Annotated in this window: 14 protein-coding genes; 10 read left to right on the plus strand and 4 right to left on the minus strand. The window is 58.4% G+C overall.

The features are described 5' to 3' along the window. Positions 1–205 precede the first annotated feature (205 nt). Positions 206–1315 (plus strand): recombinase RecA, encoded by a 1110-nt coding sequence (recA, locus tag AB8880_05205; protein XDZ66791.1) that lies wholly within the window; start codon positions 206–208, stop codon positions 1313–1315. Positions 1316–1472: 157 nt separating this feature from the next. Beyond that, positions 1473–4130, plus strand: coding sequence for an alanine--tRNA ligase (alaS, locus tag AB8880_05210; GenBank protein XDZ66792.1), 2658 nt, complete (start codon positions 1473–1475; stop codon positions 4128–4130). A gap of 39 nt (positions 4131–4169) precedes the next feature. Here the strand turns inward: alaS and AB8880_05215 are convergent, their stop codons facing one another. Beyond that, positions 4170–5387 (minus strand): NADP-dependent isocitrate dehydrogenase, encoded by a 1218-nt coding sequence (locus AB8880_05215; protein ID XDZ66793.1) that lies wholly within the window; start codon positions 5385–5387, stop codon positions 4170–4172. Positions 5388–5450: 63 nt separating this feature from the next. Continuing rightward, positions 5451–6002, minus strand: coding sequence for a TIGR00730 family Rossman fold protein (locus AB8880_05220; protein XDZ66794.1), 552 nt, complete (start codon positions 6000–6002; stop codon positions 5451–5453). Between the two features lie 186 nt (positions 6003–6188). Between AB8880_05220 and AB8880_05225 the strand changes: the two genes are divergently transcribed. The 3 genes from AB8880_05225 to msrB are packed head-to-tail and all read left to right on the plus strand — an operon-like array spanning position 6189 to position 8559. Beyond that, on the plus strand, positions 6189–7511 hold the full coding sequence (locus AB8880_05225) for a LysM peptidoglycan-binding domain-containing protein (GenBank protein ID XDZ66795.1): 1323 nt from the start codon (positions 6189–6191) through the stop codon (positions 7509–7511). Positions 7512–7529: 18 nt separating this feature from the next. Then, positions 7530–8141, plus strand: a complete 612-nt coding sequence (locus tag AB8880_05230; protein ID XDZ66796.1) for a CDP-alcohol phosphatidyltransferase family protein — start codon at positions 7530–7532, stop codon at positions 8139–8141. 19 nt (positions 8142–8160) lie between these two features. Further along, complete coding sequence (msrB, locus tag AB8880_05235) at positions 8161–8559, plus strand: peptide-methionine (R)-S-oxide reductase MsrB (GenBank protein XDZ66797.1); 399 nt, start codon at positions 8161–8163, stop codon at positions 8557–8559. On the opposite strand, the gene AB8880_05240 is transcribed toward msrB, so the two are convergent. Next, positions 8556–9329, minus strand: coding sequence for a LamB/YcsF family protein (locus tag AB8880_05240; GenBank protein XDZ66798.1), 774 nt, complete (start codon positions 9327–9329; stop codon positions 8556–8558). The two genes, msrB and AB8880_05240, sit on opposite strands and share 4 nt — an antisense overlap. Before the next feature lie 138 nt (positions 9330–9467). On the opposite strand from AB8880_05240, the gene pxpB reads away from it, so the two are divergent. From pxpB to pepN, 5 genes are read left to right on the plus strand one after another with little or no spacing between them, the layout of a single operon-like run. After that, a complete protein-coding gene (gene pxpB / locus AB8880_05245; protein XDZ66799.1) occupies positions 9468–10232 on the plus strand; it encodes a 5-oxoprolinase subunit PxpB in 765 nt (254 codons plus the stop codon). After that, positions 10229–11236 carry a biotin-dependent carboxyltransferase family protein gene (locus AB8880_05250; protein ID XDZ66800.1) on the plus strand — a complete coding sequence of 336 codons (1008 nt, stop codon included), beginning with the start codon at positions 10229–10231 and terminating at the stop codon, positions 11234–11236. The genes pxpB and AB8880_05250 overlap by 4 nt, the downstream gene beginning before the upstream one ends. 53 nt (positions 11237–11289) lie before the next feature. Further along, the gene (locus tag AB8880_05255; protein XDZ66801.1) at positions 11290–12117 is read left to right on the plus strand and encodes a shikimate dehydrogenase; all 828 of its coding nucleotides are present in this window, start codon (positions 11290–11292) and stop codon (positions 12115–12117) included. A 21-nt stretch (positions 12118–12138) separates the two neighbouring features. Further along, positions 12139–12564 (plus strand): GcrA family cell cycle regulator, encoded by a 426-nt coding sequence (locus AB8880_05260; protein XDZ66802.1) that lies wholly within the window; start codon positions 12139–12141, stop codon positions 12562–12564. Positions 12565–12567: 3 nt separating this feature from the next. Further along, positions 12568–15186, plus strand: coding sequence for an aminopeptidase N (gene pepN / locus AB8880_05265; GenBank protein ID XDZ66803.1), 2619 nt, complete (start codon positions 12568–12570; stop codon positions 15184–15186). Positions 15187–15193: 7 nt separating this feature from the next. On the opposite strand, the gene AB8880_05270 is transcribed toward pepN, so the two are convergent. Further along, positions 15194–16495 (minus strand): DEAD/DEAH box helicase, encoded by a 1302-nt coding sequence (locus AB8880_05270; protein XDZ66804.1) that lies wholly within the window; start codon positions 16493–16495, stop codon positions 15194–15196. Positions 16496–16534: the final 39 nt, after the last annotated feature.

Here is a 16534-nt window from a genome sequence, read left to right on the forward strand (position 1 = left end):
AAAAATGAGAACAAAACAAGAAAACCTGTTGCAAATAAGAACAAAACATGAAAATATATGGGATATTTGGATTCGCCTCCGCCACGTTTTCCTGGCAGCAGCAAAGCCGACGAGCATGGGGCGGATCAACCGGAAGTGACAGGCGGGCCCGCGCATTTCATCAATTGTCAGTCGCGGCAGTCTGTGCAACATAAGGGAGCAGAAAATGACGGCACAGGTAGTGGAACTCGGCATGAAAAAAGATGAAAAACTGAAAGCGCTTGAAGCTGCGATCGGCCAGATTGAAAAGAATTTCGGCAAGGGGTCGGTCATGCGCATGGGCCAGCAGGATGTCGTTGACGATATCGAGGCGGTTTCAACGGGCTCCCTCGGGCTTGATATCGCGCTGGGTATTGGCGGGCTGCCCAAGGGCAGGATCATCGAAATCTACGGGCCGGAATCCTCGGGCAAGACGACGCTGGCGCTCCACGCGGTGGCCGAAGCACAGAAAAACGGCGGCTCCTGCGCGTTCGTCGATGCGGAACATGCGCTTGATCCGAGCTATGCACGCAAACTCGGGGTGGATCTCGATGAGTTGCTCATCTCCCAGCCCGATGCCGGTGAACAGGCGCTTGAGATTGCCGATACACTGGTCCGGTCCGGGGCCATCGACGTGCTGGTCATCGACAGCGTTGCCGCGCTTGTACCGCGTGCCGAACTCGAAGGCGAGATGGGGGACACCCATGTCGGCCTGCATGCACGACTGATGAGCCAGGCACTGCGTAAACTCACGTCATCGATTGCCCGGTCCAACTGCCTTGTGATCTTCATCAACCAGATCCGGCTCAAGATCGGCGTGATGTTCGGCAATCCCGAAACCACCACCGGCGGCAATGCGCTCAAGTTCTATGCTTCGGTGCGGCTGGATATCCGGCGGATCGGCGCCATCAAGGACCGGGATGAGGTGGTCGGCAACCAGACACGGGTCAAGGTGGTCAAGAACAAGGTTGCGGCCCCGTTCCGGACGGTCGAATTTGATATCATGTATGGCGAAGGGATTTCCAAGACAGGCGAGCTGATCGATCTCGGGGTGGCCGCAAACCTGATTGAGAAATCAGGCTCCTGGTTCTCCTACAAGGATCAGCGGATCGGTCAGGGACGTGAAAACGCCAAGCAGTTCATGCGCGATCATCCTGAAATTGCCGAGGAAATCGAACTGGCGCTGCGCCAGAACGCCGGGCTTTTCGATGAGGTGATGCTTGATCAGGCCTCGGCGGCGGAAGACGCGGCCGAAAACCTTGCCGATCCTCTGATGGAGGAAAGCGCCGGCGAATAACCGGACCTACCTTCGCCCGGGACGGGAAGGGCATATACAGAAAAGCATGAAGGGGCGGGTTTTCCGCCCCTTTTTCATGGCATGTTATCTGCAATCCGGGACTGGACAAAGGGCTGTGTGCAACCTAAAACACAAGCATACGTCATGAGGATGAACCATGAAAACCGTCAGCGATATCCGCGATACATTCCTGAATTATTTTGGCGAGAACGGCCATGAGATTGTCGGCTCGTCGCCTCTTGTGCCGCTCAATGATCCGACGCTGATGTTCACCAATGCCGGCATGGTGCAGTTCAAGAACGTCTTTACCGGCGGTGAGCGGCGCGCGATCCCGCGGGCGGTCACCTCGCAGAAATGTGTCCGCGCCGGGGGCAAGCACAATGATCTTGAAAATGTCGGCCATACCGCGCGGCATCATACCTTTTTCGAGATGCTGGGCAATTTCTCCTTTGGTGACTATTTCAAGGAACAGGCCATTCACCATGCCTGGACGCTGATCACGGATGTGTACGGCCTGCCGAAGGATCGCCTTCTGGTGACCATCTATCACGATGACGACGAGGCGGCGGGCTGGTGGAAGAAAATCGCCGGGCTCGGCGATGACCGGATCATCCGTATCGCCACGTCCGATAATTTCTGGTCAATGGGGGATACCGGGCCATGCGGGCCGTGTTCCGAGATTTTCTATGACCATGGCGATCATATCCCCGGCGGCCCTCCCGGTTCCCCCGATGAGGATGGAGACCGTTTCATCGAGATCTGGAATCTCGTCTTCATGCAGTTTGAACAGCTCGAGGGCGGGGAGCGCATCAACCTGCCGAAACCTTCCATCGACACGGGCATGGGGCTTGAGCGTATTGCCGCGGTGATGCAGGGCGTGCATGACAATTACGACACGGACCTGATGCAGGCGCTGATCAATGCCTCGGTCGAAGTGTCGGGCGTCGCCAAGGACGGGGCGCATGCCGTCTCGCACCGGGTGATGGCGGATCACCTGCGCGCCTCGGCCTTCCTGATCGCTGACGGGGTTCTGCCGTCGAATGAAGGTCGCGGCTATGTCCTCAGGCGGATCATGCGGCGGGCCATGCGCCATGCCCATCAGATGGGGTCTGCTGAACCCACGATGTACAGGCTGGTGCCGGCGCTCGTGCGCGAGATGGGCGGGCATTACACCGAACTCCAGCGGTCGGAACACCTGATTGCGGAAACGCTCAAGATGGAAGAAACGAGGTTCAAGGAAACGCTTGGCCGCGGGATGAAAATTCTGGTTGATGAGGTCGAAGGCCGCGCCGAAGGCGGGGTGCTGGACGGCGCTACGGCGTTCAAACTCTATGACACCTACGGCTTTCCCCTTGATCTGACCCAGGACGTGATGCGCGGCTATAAATGGACGGTTGATCTGGACGGGTTCAATGCCGCGATGGAAGAACAGAAGACCAAGGCACGGGCTGCCTGGGCAGGCTCGGGTGACAGCGCGCTTGCGCCGGTCTATCTTGCCGCCGCCGACAGGCTGGGCGCCAGTGAATTTCTCGGCTATGAACGTGACAGTGCCGAGGGCCTGATCACCGCCATCATTGCCGATGAAAAGGAAAGCGAGGCTGCCGCTGCCGGCCAGTCCGTCGCGCTGATCTGCAACCAGACCCCGTTTTATGCCGAATCAGGTGGCCAGATCGGGGATAAAGGCGTCTTTCTTCGGCCGGGCACGGATCAGGTGATTGCCCGCATCACGGATACCTGGAAAACGCCTTCGGGTCTTTTTGTCCATAAGGCCGAGATCATGGCGGAAAAAATTGCCGTCGGTGATGCGGTGGTCATGAAAATCGATCATGCCAGGCGCAACCTGCTCCGATCCAATCATTCGGCCACCCATCTCATGCATGAAGCCTTGCGCGAGGTGCTCGGTGATCACGTCATGCAGAAAGGATCGATGGTTGCGCCGGACCGGCTGCGCTTTGATTTCAGCCATAACCGCGCCGTTGAAAAGGATGAATTGCGCAAGGTGGAAGATATCGTCAACAGCCGGATCCGGCTCAACGCCGAGGTCACAACGAGGCTGATGACGCCGGATGCCGCGATTGCCGAAGGGGCGCTTGCTCTCTTCGGGGAGAAATACGGTGATGAAGTCCGTGTTGTTTCCATGGGCGGGCCTGCGGATATCGAGGGGCGATCTGCCTGGTCGGTGGAGCTCTGCGGCGGCACGCATGTGGGGCGTACCGGTGATATCAGCGTCTTCAAGATCACCAGTGAGAGCGCGGTCGCAGGCGGCGTGCGCCGGATCGAGGCGGTGACAAATCTCGGCGCGATGGACTGGGTTAATGCAAGGCTGAAATCGCTTGAGGAGGCGGCCGCGTCGCTCAAGACATCGCCTGAAATGCTGAAAGACCGGCTTGAAAGCCTGATGGCCGAGCGGCGCAAGGCCGAGCAGACCATCGCCGAGCTCCGCAAAGCGCTGGCGGAAGGTGGCGGCGGCAATGCCGAGACGAAAGAGATTGGCGGCGTTACCTTTGAGGCGCGTATCCTTGATGATACCCCGGCCCGTGATCTCAAGCCCATGGCGGAGACCATCCGCAAGAATCTCGGTGCCTCGGGGGTGGTTGCGGTCATCTCCCGCGAGGAGGGCAAGGCATCGCTGGTGGTGGCGGTGAGTCCTGAAATTTCAGGCCGGATCGATGCCGTCACGCTGGTCCGTGCCGGTGCGGAAGCGCTCGGGGGGAAGGGCGGAGGCGGAAGGGCCGACATGGCCCAGGCCGGCGGGCCTGATGCAAGCCGTTCCGAGGCCGCGCTGGAGGCGATCGCAAGGTTGATTAAAGGGTGAATATCACCCTTTAATATATTGATTTATTGAGAAAGCCGCTTAGAAATTGGCGGCTTTTTTCATGTTTTCATCCAGGGTGTCGAGGAAGGTATCGGTTGTCTGGAATTCCTGATCCGGCCCCACCAGAAGCGCAAGATCCTTGGTCATTTTTCCGGATTCAACGGTCTTGATGCAGACGTCTTCAAGGGTGGCGGCGAATTGCGCCAGATCCGGGGTGTTATCAAACTTGGCCCGGAAGCGCAGACCTTGAGTCCAGGCGAAAATCGATGCGATCGGGTTGGTCGAGGTCGCCTTGCCCTGCTGATGCTGGCGGTAATGGCGGGTGACCGTGCCGTGGGCGGCTTCGGCTTCAACGCATTTGCCATCCGGGGTCAACAGCACCGATGTCATCAGGCCGAGGGAGCCAAAACCCTGGGCGACGGTATCCGACTGAACATCGCCATCGTAGTTCTTGCAGGCCCAGACGAACTTGCCGCTCCATTTGAGGGCGCAGGCAACCATGTCGTCGATCAGGCGATGCTCATAGGTGATGCCGGCGGCGGCGAATTTTTCCTTGTATTCGGACTGGTAGATTTCTTCGAAAATATCCTTGAAACGGCCATCATAGACCTTGAGGATCGTGTTCTTGGTCGACAGATAGACCGGCCAGCCAAGATCAAGCCCGTAATTCATGCAGGCCCGGGCAAAACCGCGGATCGATTCATCAAGGTTGTACATGCCCATCGCAACCCCGGAATCCGGGAAGGTGAAGATTTCCCTTGTCACCGGCTCGGATCCGTCTTCGGGGGTGAAGGTCATGGTCAGGGTGCCGGGACGGTCGATCAGCATGTCGGTTGCGCGGTACTGATCACCGAAGGCATGGCGGCCGATCACGATCGGCGACGTCCAGCCCGGCACCAGCCGCGGCACGTTGCTGCAGATGATCGGCTGGCGAAAGACGGTGCCGCCGAGAATGTTGCGGATCGTGCCATTGGGCGAGCGATACATTTTCTTGAGGCCGAATTCCTCTACCCGGTCTTCATCGGGGGTGATGGTCGCGCATTTGACGCCGACACCGTATTCCCGGATGGCGTTGGCCGCATCGATCGTGACCTGATCTTCGGTCTCGTCACGATATTCCATGCCGAGATCATAATATTTCAGATCAATGTCAAGATAGGGGTGGATCAGTTTGTCCTTGATTTTCTGCCAGATAATTCTGGTCATTTCATCGCCGTCGAGTTCGACAACAGGTGTTTTAACTTTAATCCTGGACATTGATCATCCCCTCTAGTCATGCGTGTTGGCGTGGGTGATTTATATGCCCGTCAACGGATGATATCAAGCCCTGTTGGCGAGAAGATCAAGGTGATCGGCAAGAGCATCCAGACTGTCGGCAGACGCGACAAGATTGAGCTGATGGGGGCGGATGAATCCGGCCTCGCTCGAGAGGTGAAACATCGTCACCAGATGATCCCAGAAGCCATCCGCATTGAAGAGGCAGATGGGCTTGTCATGCACCTTGAGCTGACGCCAGGTGATGATTTCAAGCACTTCTTCCATCGTGCCGAAGCCGCCGGGCAGGGCGAGGAAAGCATCGCTTGCATCATACATGATGGTCTTGCGTTCATGCATGGTTTCGGTGATGGTGAGCTTGCTTATACCCTGATGCGCGATCTCAAGCGTATCGAGAAAGCGGGGGATGATCCCGTGCACCTGACCGCCGTTTTCCGTGGCGCCATCGGCAACGGCACCCATGAGCCCTGTCCGCCCCCCGCCATAGACCATCCCGAGGCCGCGCGCGGCAATCATTGCCCCGATGCGCCAGGCGTGATCAACATGGGCCGGATCGTGACCTTTGGAGGAGCCGGCAAATATGCAGATATTTTTCATGGCGGCGGTTCCTTTCGCTTAATCCTGCGCGGGTCGTTTAATCCTGCGCGGGCAGGACATGTTTCATACTGGAATGAATTTCATCTTCTGGCTAGCCCCCCTTTATGATTAAACGCCTGCGCTTTGTTCTTTGCGATTTGAGCAGGCCTGGGGTAACATGTAATCAATGTTTCCAGGGGGGCATAGATGAAGTCAGCACCATATCTGCTCATTCTGGCATCGGTGGTCACGGCAGGCCTTGCCCTCATCCTCTTTCTCTATTCCACGGGTGATGACGAAACAGCCCCCGGCGCAAGCCTGACCGTTGAAGGCCAGCCCGAGAGCGGTGATGCAGGCAAATCGCCGGAAACCGGCGGATCTTCCGTCGCGAGAACGGCAGGCGATGCAGGAGCCGCAGAAGACACCGCTAACGCATCCGGGACAGCCGCGCCTGCGGGCGAGTTGACAAGTGAGGCAAGAGGCGAGATCGAGATTGGCATCAACCTTGCCCGGGTACGGCAGGATGGCACGATGGTGGTTGCCGGTCAGGCGCTGGCGGATAGCACCGTCAATCTCATCCGTGATGGCAAGATCATCGGCACAACGATGGCCAATGAGGCCGGGGAATGGGTCATTGTGCCCGATATGCTGCTCGACCCGGGCTCGCATCTCCTGAGCGTTGATATTATCCCGCCGGATGGAGACCGGATCGTCGGCCCCATGGCGGTGGTGATCGATATTCCTTCAGGCAGCGAGGAAACGCCGCTTGTGGCGCTTGTTCCCTTTACCGATGATACGGATGCGGTGGCCCGGGTCCTGCAGGCCCCTGACCAGCAATCTGATGGAGGTCAAACCGTGGTGGCGGGCCAAACCGGGGTGGCCGGGCAGGTATCAAGTTCGGCAGGTGCGGTATCTTCAGGTGTAACCGGCCAGATATCGAGTTCGGCAGGTGCGGGATCTTCCGGCGTGGCCGGGCAGATATCGAGTTCGGCAGGTGCGGGATCTTCAGGCGTGGCCGGGCAGGGAAATGCCGCATCCCCGAGCGAAAGCGGGAATACTGATGACGCGGCCGGCCCGGCCCTGATGTCGCCGTCGGTCCAGATCCGGACGATACAGGCGCTCACGGCGAAACGTCTTGCGGTCAGCGGCAATTCAACCGGCGGCATTACGGCAAATCTCACCGTCAATGACGTATCGGTTGCCGCTGATCTCGATGACAGGGGCATGTTTGCTGCCGTTGCCGATATTGATCCCGATGCGGAAAGCTTCCGGCTCAGGGTCGAGCTCAAGGGGGATGGCGGGGAGGTGCTGGCGCGGGCCAGCCTCAGGCTTAGCCGGGCCCAGATCCAGCAGAGCCTTGGAAATAACAGCCTCTTGGTGGTGCAGCGAGGGGATGCGCTCTGGCGTATCGCTTACCGCACCTATGGCGAGGGAATTCGATATATCGACATTTACCGGAAAAACCAGAAACAGATTGATGATCCTGATCTGATCTATCCTGATCAGGTATTCGTCATCCCCAATTCCTGAACATGCCCGGGGCCAACCATGCTTGATGCCCGCATCCGGCAGATCATCGATCCGGTGACGGACCGGATGGGGAAGATCTGCTCCCGCCTTGGTATCAGCGCCAACAGGATGACGGTTGCCGGGTTCGTGATCGGGGCAGGGGCTTTTGTTGCGCTCTCTCTTGGGCATTATATGCTCGGGCTTGGCCTTATTCTTCTCAACAGGCTGGCCGACGGGCTTGACGGGGCGATTGCCCGGCATGAAGGGATCACCGATCTCGGCGGGTATCTTGATATCGTTTTCGATTTCATCTTTTACGCGCTCGTGCCTCTGGGGTTTGCTGTTGCCGAGCCTGATCGCGCGGTGGCCGCGGCGTTCCTGATTGTCAGTTTTGTCGGCACCGGCACGTCGTTTCTGGCCTTCGCCATCATGGCCGAGAAAAGAGGGATCAACACCGCTGAACCTGCCCGCAAATCACTCTATTATCTTGGCGGGTTGACCGAGGGTGCGGAGACCATCGCGGTCATGGTGCTGTTCTGCGTGCTGCCGGAGTATTTCATCCCGCTGGCCTTCGGTTTTGGCGCTTTATGCTGGATCACCACGGCAACGCGGATCGCATCAGCGGTCGAGGCTTTTGGCGATGCCGACTGATAAAGGATTGAGGATAACAATGGCGAAAATTGAAAAATCGGACATGGAATGGAAGGCGCAGCTCACCGATGAGCAGTTTCGCGTCACCCGTAAACACGGCACTGAGCCTGCCTTTTCAGGAGCGTATTGGGATGAAAAGGGCGAGGGCATGTATGATTGCATCTGCTGCGGGGCGCCGCTGTTTTCCTCCTCGACAAAATATGATTCCGGCACCGGCTGGCCGAGTTTTTTCGAACCCGTGGATGACGCATCCATCGGGACGACGACGGACCGGTCTTTTTTCATGACCCGAACGGAAGTTCACTGCCATGCCTGCGCGGCGCATCTTGGCCATGTCTTCCCCGACGGGCCGGAGCCGACCGGGCTTCGCTACTGCATCAATTCAGCGTCGCTGAAGTTCCGGCGTGATCCGGGCTAGGCGGCATTGACGATCTGGGGCAAGGTTGCCGGGGTGAAACCGGCGGCTTCAAGCCCTGACTTGAGAGACCTCACCATCGCAAGGGCAGACGGCTCATCCCCATGGACGCAGATGGACTGGCCCTTGATGGGGCGTTCGGTTCCATCGACGGCGCGAAGTATCCCGTCGCCAAGCATTCTGAGGCAGTTTTCAAGCGCGGTTTCAGCATCATGGATCATGGCATCCGGCCGGCTGCGCGGCACCAGCTGACCATCGGGCATATAGGCGCGATCGGCGAAGATTTCCTCGGCAACGGCAAGACCTGTCTTGCGGCCTGTGGTGACCATCTCGCTCAGGACAGGGGCGAGGAGAATCTGGCTCGGGTCAACGGCCTTGACGGCACGGGCGATGGCCATGGACATGCCCTGATCCGTCGCCGCCATGTTGTTGAGCGCGCCATGTGGCTTGACATGGGTGACCCTGGCGCCGACCAGTTCGGCCATGGCGAGCGCGGCACCAAGCTGATAGGCGATCAGATTTTCAATTTCCGCCTCGCTCAGCCTGATCTGGCGGCGGCCGAACCCATGCAGATCATGAAAGCCGGGATGGGCGCCGATGCTGACACCTTTCGCGCTGGCCATACGCATGACGCTGGCCATGATGTTGTAATCGCCGGCATGCAGGCCGCAGGCAATATTCGCCGAATGGACCAGATCGAGAAGACCTTCGTCATCCCCCATCTTCCACGGGCCGTAGCCTTCTGCCATATCGGAGTTGAGATTATACTTCATGTGTCTATCCCACGGTTGCGGAAGCGGCCAATTCAGTCCAGTATCTTGGCTTCGACCAGTATCTTGGCTTTGGCCAGTATCTTGGCTTTGAAAGGTAATTTCAACCGCAAATGCGGCAACTTCATGTGATGGAACAGGATGAACAAGGCTGCATCGACATCAGGGGCTCACCCTTTCAAGCGGTATCTTGCCGCCGGCGACAGCGGTGTTATTGTCAATTTCGCCGACCATGACCAGAACGAGGCCACGCTGCTGGCGCGGGGGCTGGCCGACACGATGCGCGCCGAAGATGATCCCCTTCTGGCCGGGGTGCGGGATTACATCCCCGGCATGGCCAATCTCTTGATCCAGTATGATCCGCTCAGGATAACGGCGGCGGAGCTCATCTCGCTGGTCGCGCCGCGTCTTTCTGCCCTCAAGATCGATGCCATTCCGGAAGGCAGGCTCTGGCGCCTGCCGGTTCTTTATGGTGGCGAGGCCGGACCTGATCTCAACGAGGTGGCGGCGAAGACCGGCTTGAGCACGGATGAGGTGATCACGCGCCATTCGGCCAATATTCTCACCGTCGCCATCATGGGGTTCATGCCGGGGCTCGGGTATATGAAAGGCGTTGACCCGGCGCTCTACCTGCCGCGCCGACCTCGGCCACGTCAACATGTTCCGGCCCTGACTGTCGGTATCGCCATGGATCAGACGGTGATCTACCCGCTGGCGAGCCCCGGGGGGTGGAACCTGATCGGGCGTGTCCCTGTCCGGCTCTTTGACCCGGTGCGGGAAGATCCGGTGCTGTTCCGGCCCGGTGACCGGGTGGCGTTCGAGCCCGTCGATGAAACCATGTTCAGAGAACTGTGGCAGAAGGCAGAAGCGGGCGAGGCCATCATCAGCCCGGAGCTGCCCTCATGACGCCGATGATCCGTATTCGCTCCGCCGGGCCGCATACGAGCGTGCAGGATAAGGGCCGCGCCGGATATCAGGGACTTGGCGTGCCCGAAGGCGGGGCGCTGGACCAGGAGGCGCTACTTCTCGGCAATGCTCTTGTCGGCAATAGCGCGGATGCGGCGGGGCTTGAGATCTGTCTTGGTGGGGTCGGGATTGAGCTTCTCTCCCCGTGCCGCGTCGCCCTCACCGGAACAACCGGCGGGGTCATGACCGTTCAGGACGAGACCGGGCAGGTGCTTGACGTGCCATCGAACAGGTCCGTTGATCTCAGCGCAGGGCGGGTGATTCGCCTAGGCATCCTGCCAGATACGAATACGGCAACGCTGGCTTTTGCTGGCGGAATTGATGTTGCGCCCCTGTTCGGATCGATGGCAACGTCACCAAGCGCCGGAATAGGCGGAATGGAAGGCCGACTCTTGCGTGATGGCGATATCCTGCCGCTCAAACCTTCCGAAACGGCGGGGGCGCCGGAATGGATCTCGGAGTACCGGCTTTCCCCGCGCGCGTCTATCCGCTGCGTGCCCGGCCCGCAGGATGACCGTTTCACCGATGCGGCAATGAAGACATTTTTCGGGGAGATGTTCGAGGTCTCGCCGGTGTTGAATCGCATGGGGATGCGGCTGGACGGGCCGCAACTGATGCATCTTGATACGGCGGATATCCTTTCGGACGGGATCGTCACCGGGTCTGTTCAGGTGCCGGGGGAGGGCAAGCCCATCATCCTTCTTGCTGACCACCAGACAACGGGAGGCTATACCAAGATCGCAACGGTGATTTCCGCGGATCTGCCGTCGCTGGCGCGGCTCAAACCCGGGCAGAAAATCCGTTTTGAGGCTGTCTCTGTCGCCGAAGCCGAAGCGCTGGCCCGAGCCGGGGCGCAGCAGCTGGAACGGGCCATCACCTCCTTCAGGCCGGCGCCGCCGCTCATGGATCAGGGCGCGCTCTACCAGCTTGGTGACACGACCTGAATGTATTGCCAATTTTTCTTGCTCCCTGCGCAGGAAACGCTAGGATACGCGCCATGAGCAAAACACCTCCAGAGCATTCGATCACCGGCACCACCCGGGTATTCGGCGTCATTGCCGACCCGATCGCGCATGTGCGCGCGCCGATGGTCTTCAACCCCGTTTTTGCCGAAAGAGGGGTGGACGCTGTTCTGGTGCCGCTGCATATTCCCGAGGGAAAGCTGGAAGAGACGATCCGCGTTCTTGCCGCCATGCCGAACATGGGCGGGGTATGCGTGACGATACCGCACAAGATGGCGCTGGCGCGGCTTTGCGATGAGCTTGGCACGGCGGCAGAGATCACGGGGGCGGTCAACGCGGTTCGCTTTGATGGCGGCAGGTTGATCGGCGATAATTTCGACGGGGCGGGGTTCGTTGCCGGATGTCTTGGTGAGGGAATTGAGATCAGGGACAGAAAAATCCTGATGCTCGGGGCCGGGGGCGCGGCGCGGGCTGTCGCCGCTGCTCTTGCCGAAAACGAGATCGCGCATCTGACCGTCGCCAACCGGAGCATTGACAGGGCCGAAGATCTGACCGCCCGGCTCAGACAGTATTTTCCCGATCTTTCCGTTGAGGTGATGAAGCTTGAGGCAGGCGGGCCTGATCTTGCGGGGATGGATATGGTGATCAACACCACGTCTCTTGGTCTTCATGCGGGTGATGCGCTCCCCTGCGGGCTGGATAGTGCTGGCCCTCAAACGGTCATCGCTGATATAATCATGATACCGCCGATTACCCCCTGGATGATTGAGGCACATAAAAAAGGGCTGAAAACTCATCCCGGACGTCATATGCTGGATTACCAACGTGATCTGATGTTCAGGTTTTTGAAAATGGCCGCCTGAGGCCGGAAGAGGATTTATATTATGGCAGATACACCCGTCTGGACAGAAGACCGGCTAAACAAACTCCGTCAGCTCTGGGAAAAGGGGCTTTCCATCTCCCAGATCGGCGAAGAGCTTGATGTGTCAAGGAACGCCATTGCCGGGAAGGTCTACCGCCTCGGGCTGCCGAAGCGCCAGTCCCCCATCTCCACCAAATCGGTATCAAAGCCCCAGGTCAAGGTCGCGCCTGCGGTCGAATTGCAGGATGCGGAAGTGGATAATCTGCCGCTCAAACTCGCGCTCAGGAAGATTTCCTGGTCCCGCAGCAAATGCAGCTGGCCTATCGGTGACCCCAAATCCACCGCTTTCAAATTCTGCGGTGAGGATGTGGTTGTCGGCAAACCCTATTGCAATGATCATTGCTTTGAAGCCTATACCACCAATCGTGACAGCAGCAGCGGGAACTGATTGATGCGAGATTCCCTGGCTGCGGCCCCTGTTCGGCGTGATGCCTATGCGCCGCCATCCCATGCGGTGGACAAGGTGGATCTTGTGATTGCCCTTTATGAAGACCGGGCGGTGGTGACCTCGCGCCTGTCGGTCCGCCGTCTTGATGGAGGCGATGCGCCCCTTGTGCTGAAAGGCGGCCCGGGGCTCACGCTTGAACAGGTCCATGTCGATGGGGAGATGATCGATAAATCCGGCCTTGATCCGGCCTCGGGCGAGATCAGCATTCCCACGGGCGGTGAGGCGCTGGTCGAAACCATCAGCACCATTAATCCTTCGGAAAACACGGCGCTTGAGGGGCTCTATCAATCCGGTGACATGTTCTGCACCCAGTGCGAGCCCGAAGGGTTCCGTCATATCACCTGGCATCCGGACCGGCCCGACGTGATGGGGGTATATACCACACGGATCGAGGCGGACAAGAGCCTGCCGGTTCTCCTTTCCAACGGCAATCTGATCGAGGAAGGCGAGATCGAAGGGGGGCGTCATTACGCGGTCTGGCATGATCCTTTCCCGAAGCCGAGTTATCTTTTTGCCATGGTTGCGGGGGATCTTGAGCATGTCGAGGATCACTACACCACGCGCGACGGACGGAAGGTTGACCTCAGGATCTATGTCGAACATGGCAATGTCGGCCGCACCGCTCATGCCATGGACAGCCTCAAGCGATCGATGCGCTGGGATGAGGATGTCTACGGGCTTTCCTATGATCTCGATATCTTCATGATCGTGGCGGTGAGCCATTTCAACATGGGGGCAATGGAAAACAAGGGGCTCAATATCTTCAATTCCAAGTTCATCCTTGCGGATCCGGAAACCGCCAGCGATGCCGATCTTGAACGCGTCGAAGGTATCGTTGCCCATGAATATTTCCATAACTGGACCGGCAACCGGATCACCTGCCGTGACTGGTTTCAGCTGACCCTGAAGGAAGGGCTGACCGTCTTTCGTGATCAGGAATTCACCGCTGATATGCATTCGCGGGGGGTGAAGCGAGCCGATGACGTCGCGCTCTTGCGTTCCATCCAGTTTCCCGAAGACAGCGGGCCGACGGCCCACCCGATCCGGCCTGAAGAATATACCGAGATCAATAATTTCTACACCCCGACGGTCTATGAGAAAGGTGCCGAAGTCATCCGCATGTTAAGCGTGATGCTCGGGGCCGATATTTTCATGAAGGGAATCCGCCTCTATATCGAGCGTCATGACGGCACCGCCGCAACCTGCGAGGATTTCATCACGGCGATGGAAGACAAGAGCGGCACAGATCTCAGCCAGTTTCGCAACTGGTACAGTCAGGCCGGAACGCCGGTGATCTCGATCGCGCGGCATTTTGATGAAAAAAGCCGGAGCCTGACGCTGACCTTCCAGCAGATCCTGCCCGATACCGCCGCGAAAACACCGCGCAAGCCTCTGGTGATCCCCATCCGTCTGGGGCTGGTCACGCCTGAAGGCAGGGATCTGCCGCTCAAGATGATCGAGCAGGGGGGCGCGATCATGGATGATACCGTCATCCTCGATACATTTGAGAAAAGCATTACGCTTTCAGATGTGCCGGTGGACGCGGTGCCATCGTATTTTCGGGGATTTTCGGCCCCGGTGCGGATCGAAACGGATCTCAATACCCGTGACCGGATCACGCTTCTTTCGGGGGACAGCGATTCCTTCGGCCGCTGGGATGCCGGCCAGACCCTGATGAGTGATGCGGTGCGGGCCATGATGGATGCGCCGTCCGATGCGGGAACATCAATCCTCATCGGAAATCTCTGCGACGGTCTTGCCGCCGTGCTCAAGGATGGCCGCCTCGATGGCGCGGAAAAAGCCCAGATGCTTTCCCTGCCATCGCAGGCGATCCTCGAATCTGCCGTTGATCGGCCTGATCCGATCCTGATCTGGAAAGCGCGGCGCCAGGTTGCCAAAAAGATCGGCGCGGCGCTCAGTGGTGTCATCGGTCCGGTTCTGGATGGATATCTGGCCGCGCCCGACAAACTCGATGCCAAGGAACGCGCGCTGGCGGCCCGAATCCTCGGCCTTGCGGTGCTGGCTGATTACGACGGCATTGCTGATGCGGCAAGAGAGCTTTCCACCTCCCCGAACATGACTCTCTCCGAAGCCGCGCTTCATGCGCTCAATCAGGGAGACAGCACGCAGCGCGCGGATGCTGTCCGTGATTTTGGCGAGCGCTGGACCGGCAATGCGCTGGTGATGGAAAAATGGTTCATGCTTGAAAGTTCGGCGCCCATGATCTCAACCCCGGAATACTGCACCCAGTTGATGAAACATCAGGCTTTCGATGCCACCAATCCCAACAAGCTGCGCTCGGTTTTGTCGGTATTTGCCTCATCCAACCCGCGCAACTTCCATGCCGCCGATGGCACGGGGTATATGTTCCTCGCCAAGCATATCGCCAAGATCGACAACAGGAATCCCCAGATCGCCGCCCGCATGGTCCTGCCGCTGACCAGATTTTCACGCTACGATGAAGAGCGGCAATCGCTGATGAAAGGGGCGCTGACCCGTATCAAAACCAGCGCAAGTCTTTCAAGTGATTTATCAGAAGTGATAAGTAAAGCACTGAGTTAAAATAATTTTATGAAGTCAAGAATGCCGGGACGTGATCGGAATCACGGAAACTGTCGCCGCTGCAATCGGGCGGCATCGGCCGTTCGCCCTTGAAGGTTTTCTGGGGGCGTTTGGCGGCTTTTTTCTCAATAGAGGATCTGGCGGGACGGGAAGTATTCCTGCCAGCGGGATCGGATTTGCCAGTGGAGCAGGCATCGGTGGCCAATACGTTGATGGATTTGCCGATCAGTTTTTCGATGGCGGCGAGATAATGCCGGTCATCTTCGGTGGCGACAAGGGTGAAGGCCCGCCCCGATCGCCCGGCCCGGCCGGTGCGCCCGATGCGATGAACATAATCTTCGGCATTCATCGGCACGTCGAAATTGAAGACATGGGAAAGCCCGACGATATCGATGCCGCGGGCGGCAACGTCACTGGCCACAAGAAGAGGAACCGAGCCTTCCTTGAACCTCGCAAGCGCATCGTTGCGGGCAGATTGGGTCATGTCGCCATGGAGCGCCAGCACGTTGAAGCCATGACGTTCAAGCGACGATTTCAGGGTGCTGATATCACGTTTGCGATTGCAGAAGATAACGGCATTTGAAACGTCTTCCTGATTGAGCAGCTGGCGCAGGGTTTCGCGCTTCATCCTGGTGCCGGTATGGGTGACGAACTGCTCCACCGTATCGGCGGTCGAGGCAGGTGGCGCGATTTCAATGATCTTCGGGTTCATCACGAATTTGGATGCAATCCCGTGCATGGTTTCATCAAGCGTGGCGGAATAAAAGAGAGTCTGCCGGATTTTCGGCAACAGGGAGGTGATCCGCTCAACATCCGGAATGAAGCCCATATCAAGCATCCGGTCAGCTTCGTCGATGACGAGAATCTTGACATCGGTGAGCATGACCTTGCCACGTTCAACATGGTCCAGGAGGCGGCCCGGGGTTGCGATGAGCACATCCACCCCTTTATCAAGGGCGGTTTCCTGTTCGGCAAAGCTGATGCCGCCAATCAGCAAGGCCATGGAGAGATTCTGGTTTTTGGAAAATGCCTTGAAGGATTCCGCCACCTGGGCGGCGAGTTCCCGGGTCGGGGTGAGGATCAGCGAGCGTGGCAGGCGGGCTCTGGCCCGGCCTGAATCGAGAATGTCGATCATGGGCAGCGTGAACGACGCGGTTTTCCCTGTTCCGGTCTGGGCAGAACCCAGAACGTCACGTCCCATCAACACAACCGGAATGGATTTCTGCTGGATAGGGGTGGGGGTTTCATAGCCAATGGAAGCTATGGCATCGAGCAGCTTGTCGCTTAAACCAAGATCATGGAAAGTCAAAATATCATCCGATTTCTGTGCGAATGGACCGGCGCCTTT

Source organism: Alphaproteobacteria bacterium LSUCC0684 (assembly GCA_041228335.1).
Classification (GTDB): Bacteria; Pseudomonadota; Alphaproteobacteria; order Puniceispirillales; family UBA1172.

Bases quoted from the DNA above. Each gene is read 5' to 3' on its own strand.
- recA (XDZ66791.1), top strand. From the start codon at position 206: ATGACGGCACAGGTAGTGGAACTCGGCATGAAAAAAGATGAAAAACTG.
- alaS (XDZ66792.1), top strand. From the start codon at position 1,473: ATGAAAACCGTCAGCGATATCCGCGATACATTCCTGAATTATTTTGGC.
- AB8880_05215 (XDZ66793.1), bottom strand. From the start codon at position 5,387: ATGTCCAGGATTAAAGTTAAAACACCTGTTGTCGAACTCGACGGCGAT.
- AB8880_05220 (XDZ66794.1), bottom strand. From the start codon at position 6,002: ATGAAAAATATCTGCATATTTGCCGGCTCCTCCAAAGGTCACGATCCG.
- AB8880_05225 (XDZ66795.1), top strand. From the start codon at position 6,189: ATGAAGTCAGCACCATATCTGCTCATTCTGGCATCGGTGGTCACGGCA.
- AB8880_05230 (XDZ66796.1), top strand. From the start codon at position 7,530: ATGCTTGATGCCCGCATCCGGCAGATCATCGATCCGGTGACGGACCGG.
- msrB (XDZ66797.1), top strand. From the start codon at position 8,161: ATGGCGAAAATTGAAAAATCGGACATGGAATGGAAGGCGCAGCTCACC.
- AB8880_05240 (XDZ66798.1), bottom strand. From the start codon at position 9,329: ATGAAGTATAATCTCAACTCCGATATGGCAGAAGGCTACGGCCCGTGG.
- pxpB (XDZ66799.1), top strand. From the start codon at position 9,468: ATGAACAAGGCTGCATCGACATCAGGGGCTCACCCTTTCAAGCGGTAT.
- AB8880_05250 (XDZ66800.1), top strand. From the start codon at position 10,229: ATGACGCCGATGATCCGTATTCGCTCCGCCGGGCCGCATACGAGCGTG.
- AB8880_05255 (XDZ66801.1), top strand. From the start codon at position 11,290: ATGAGCAAAACACCTCCAGAGCATTCGATCACCGGCACCACCCGGGTA.
- AB8880_05260 (XDZ66802.1), top strand. From the start codon at position 12,139: ATGGCAGATACACCCGTCTGGACAGAAGACCGGCTAAACAAACTCCGT.
- pepN (XDZ66803.1), top strand. From the start codon at position 12,568: ATGCGAGATTCCCTGGCTGCGGCCCCTGTTCGGCGTGATGCCTATGCG.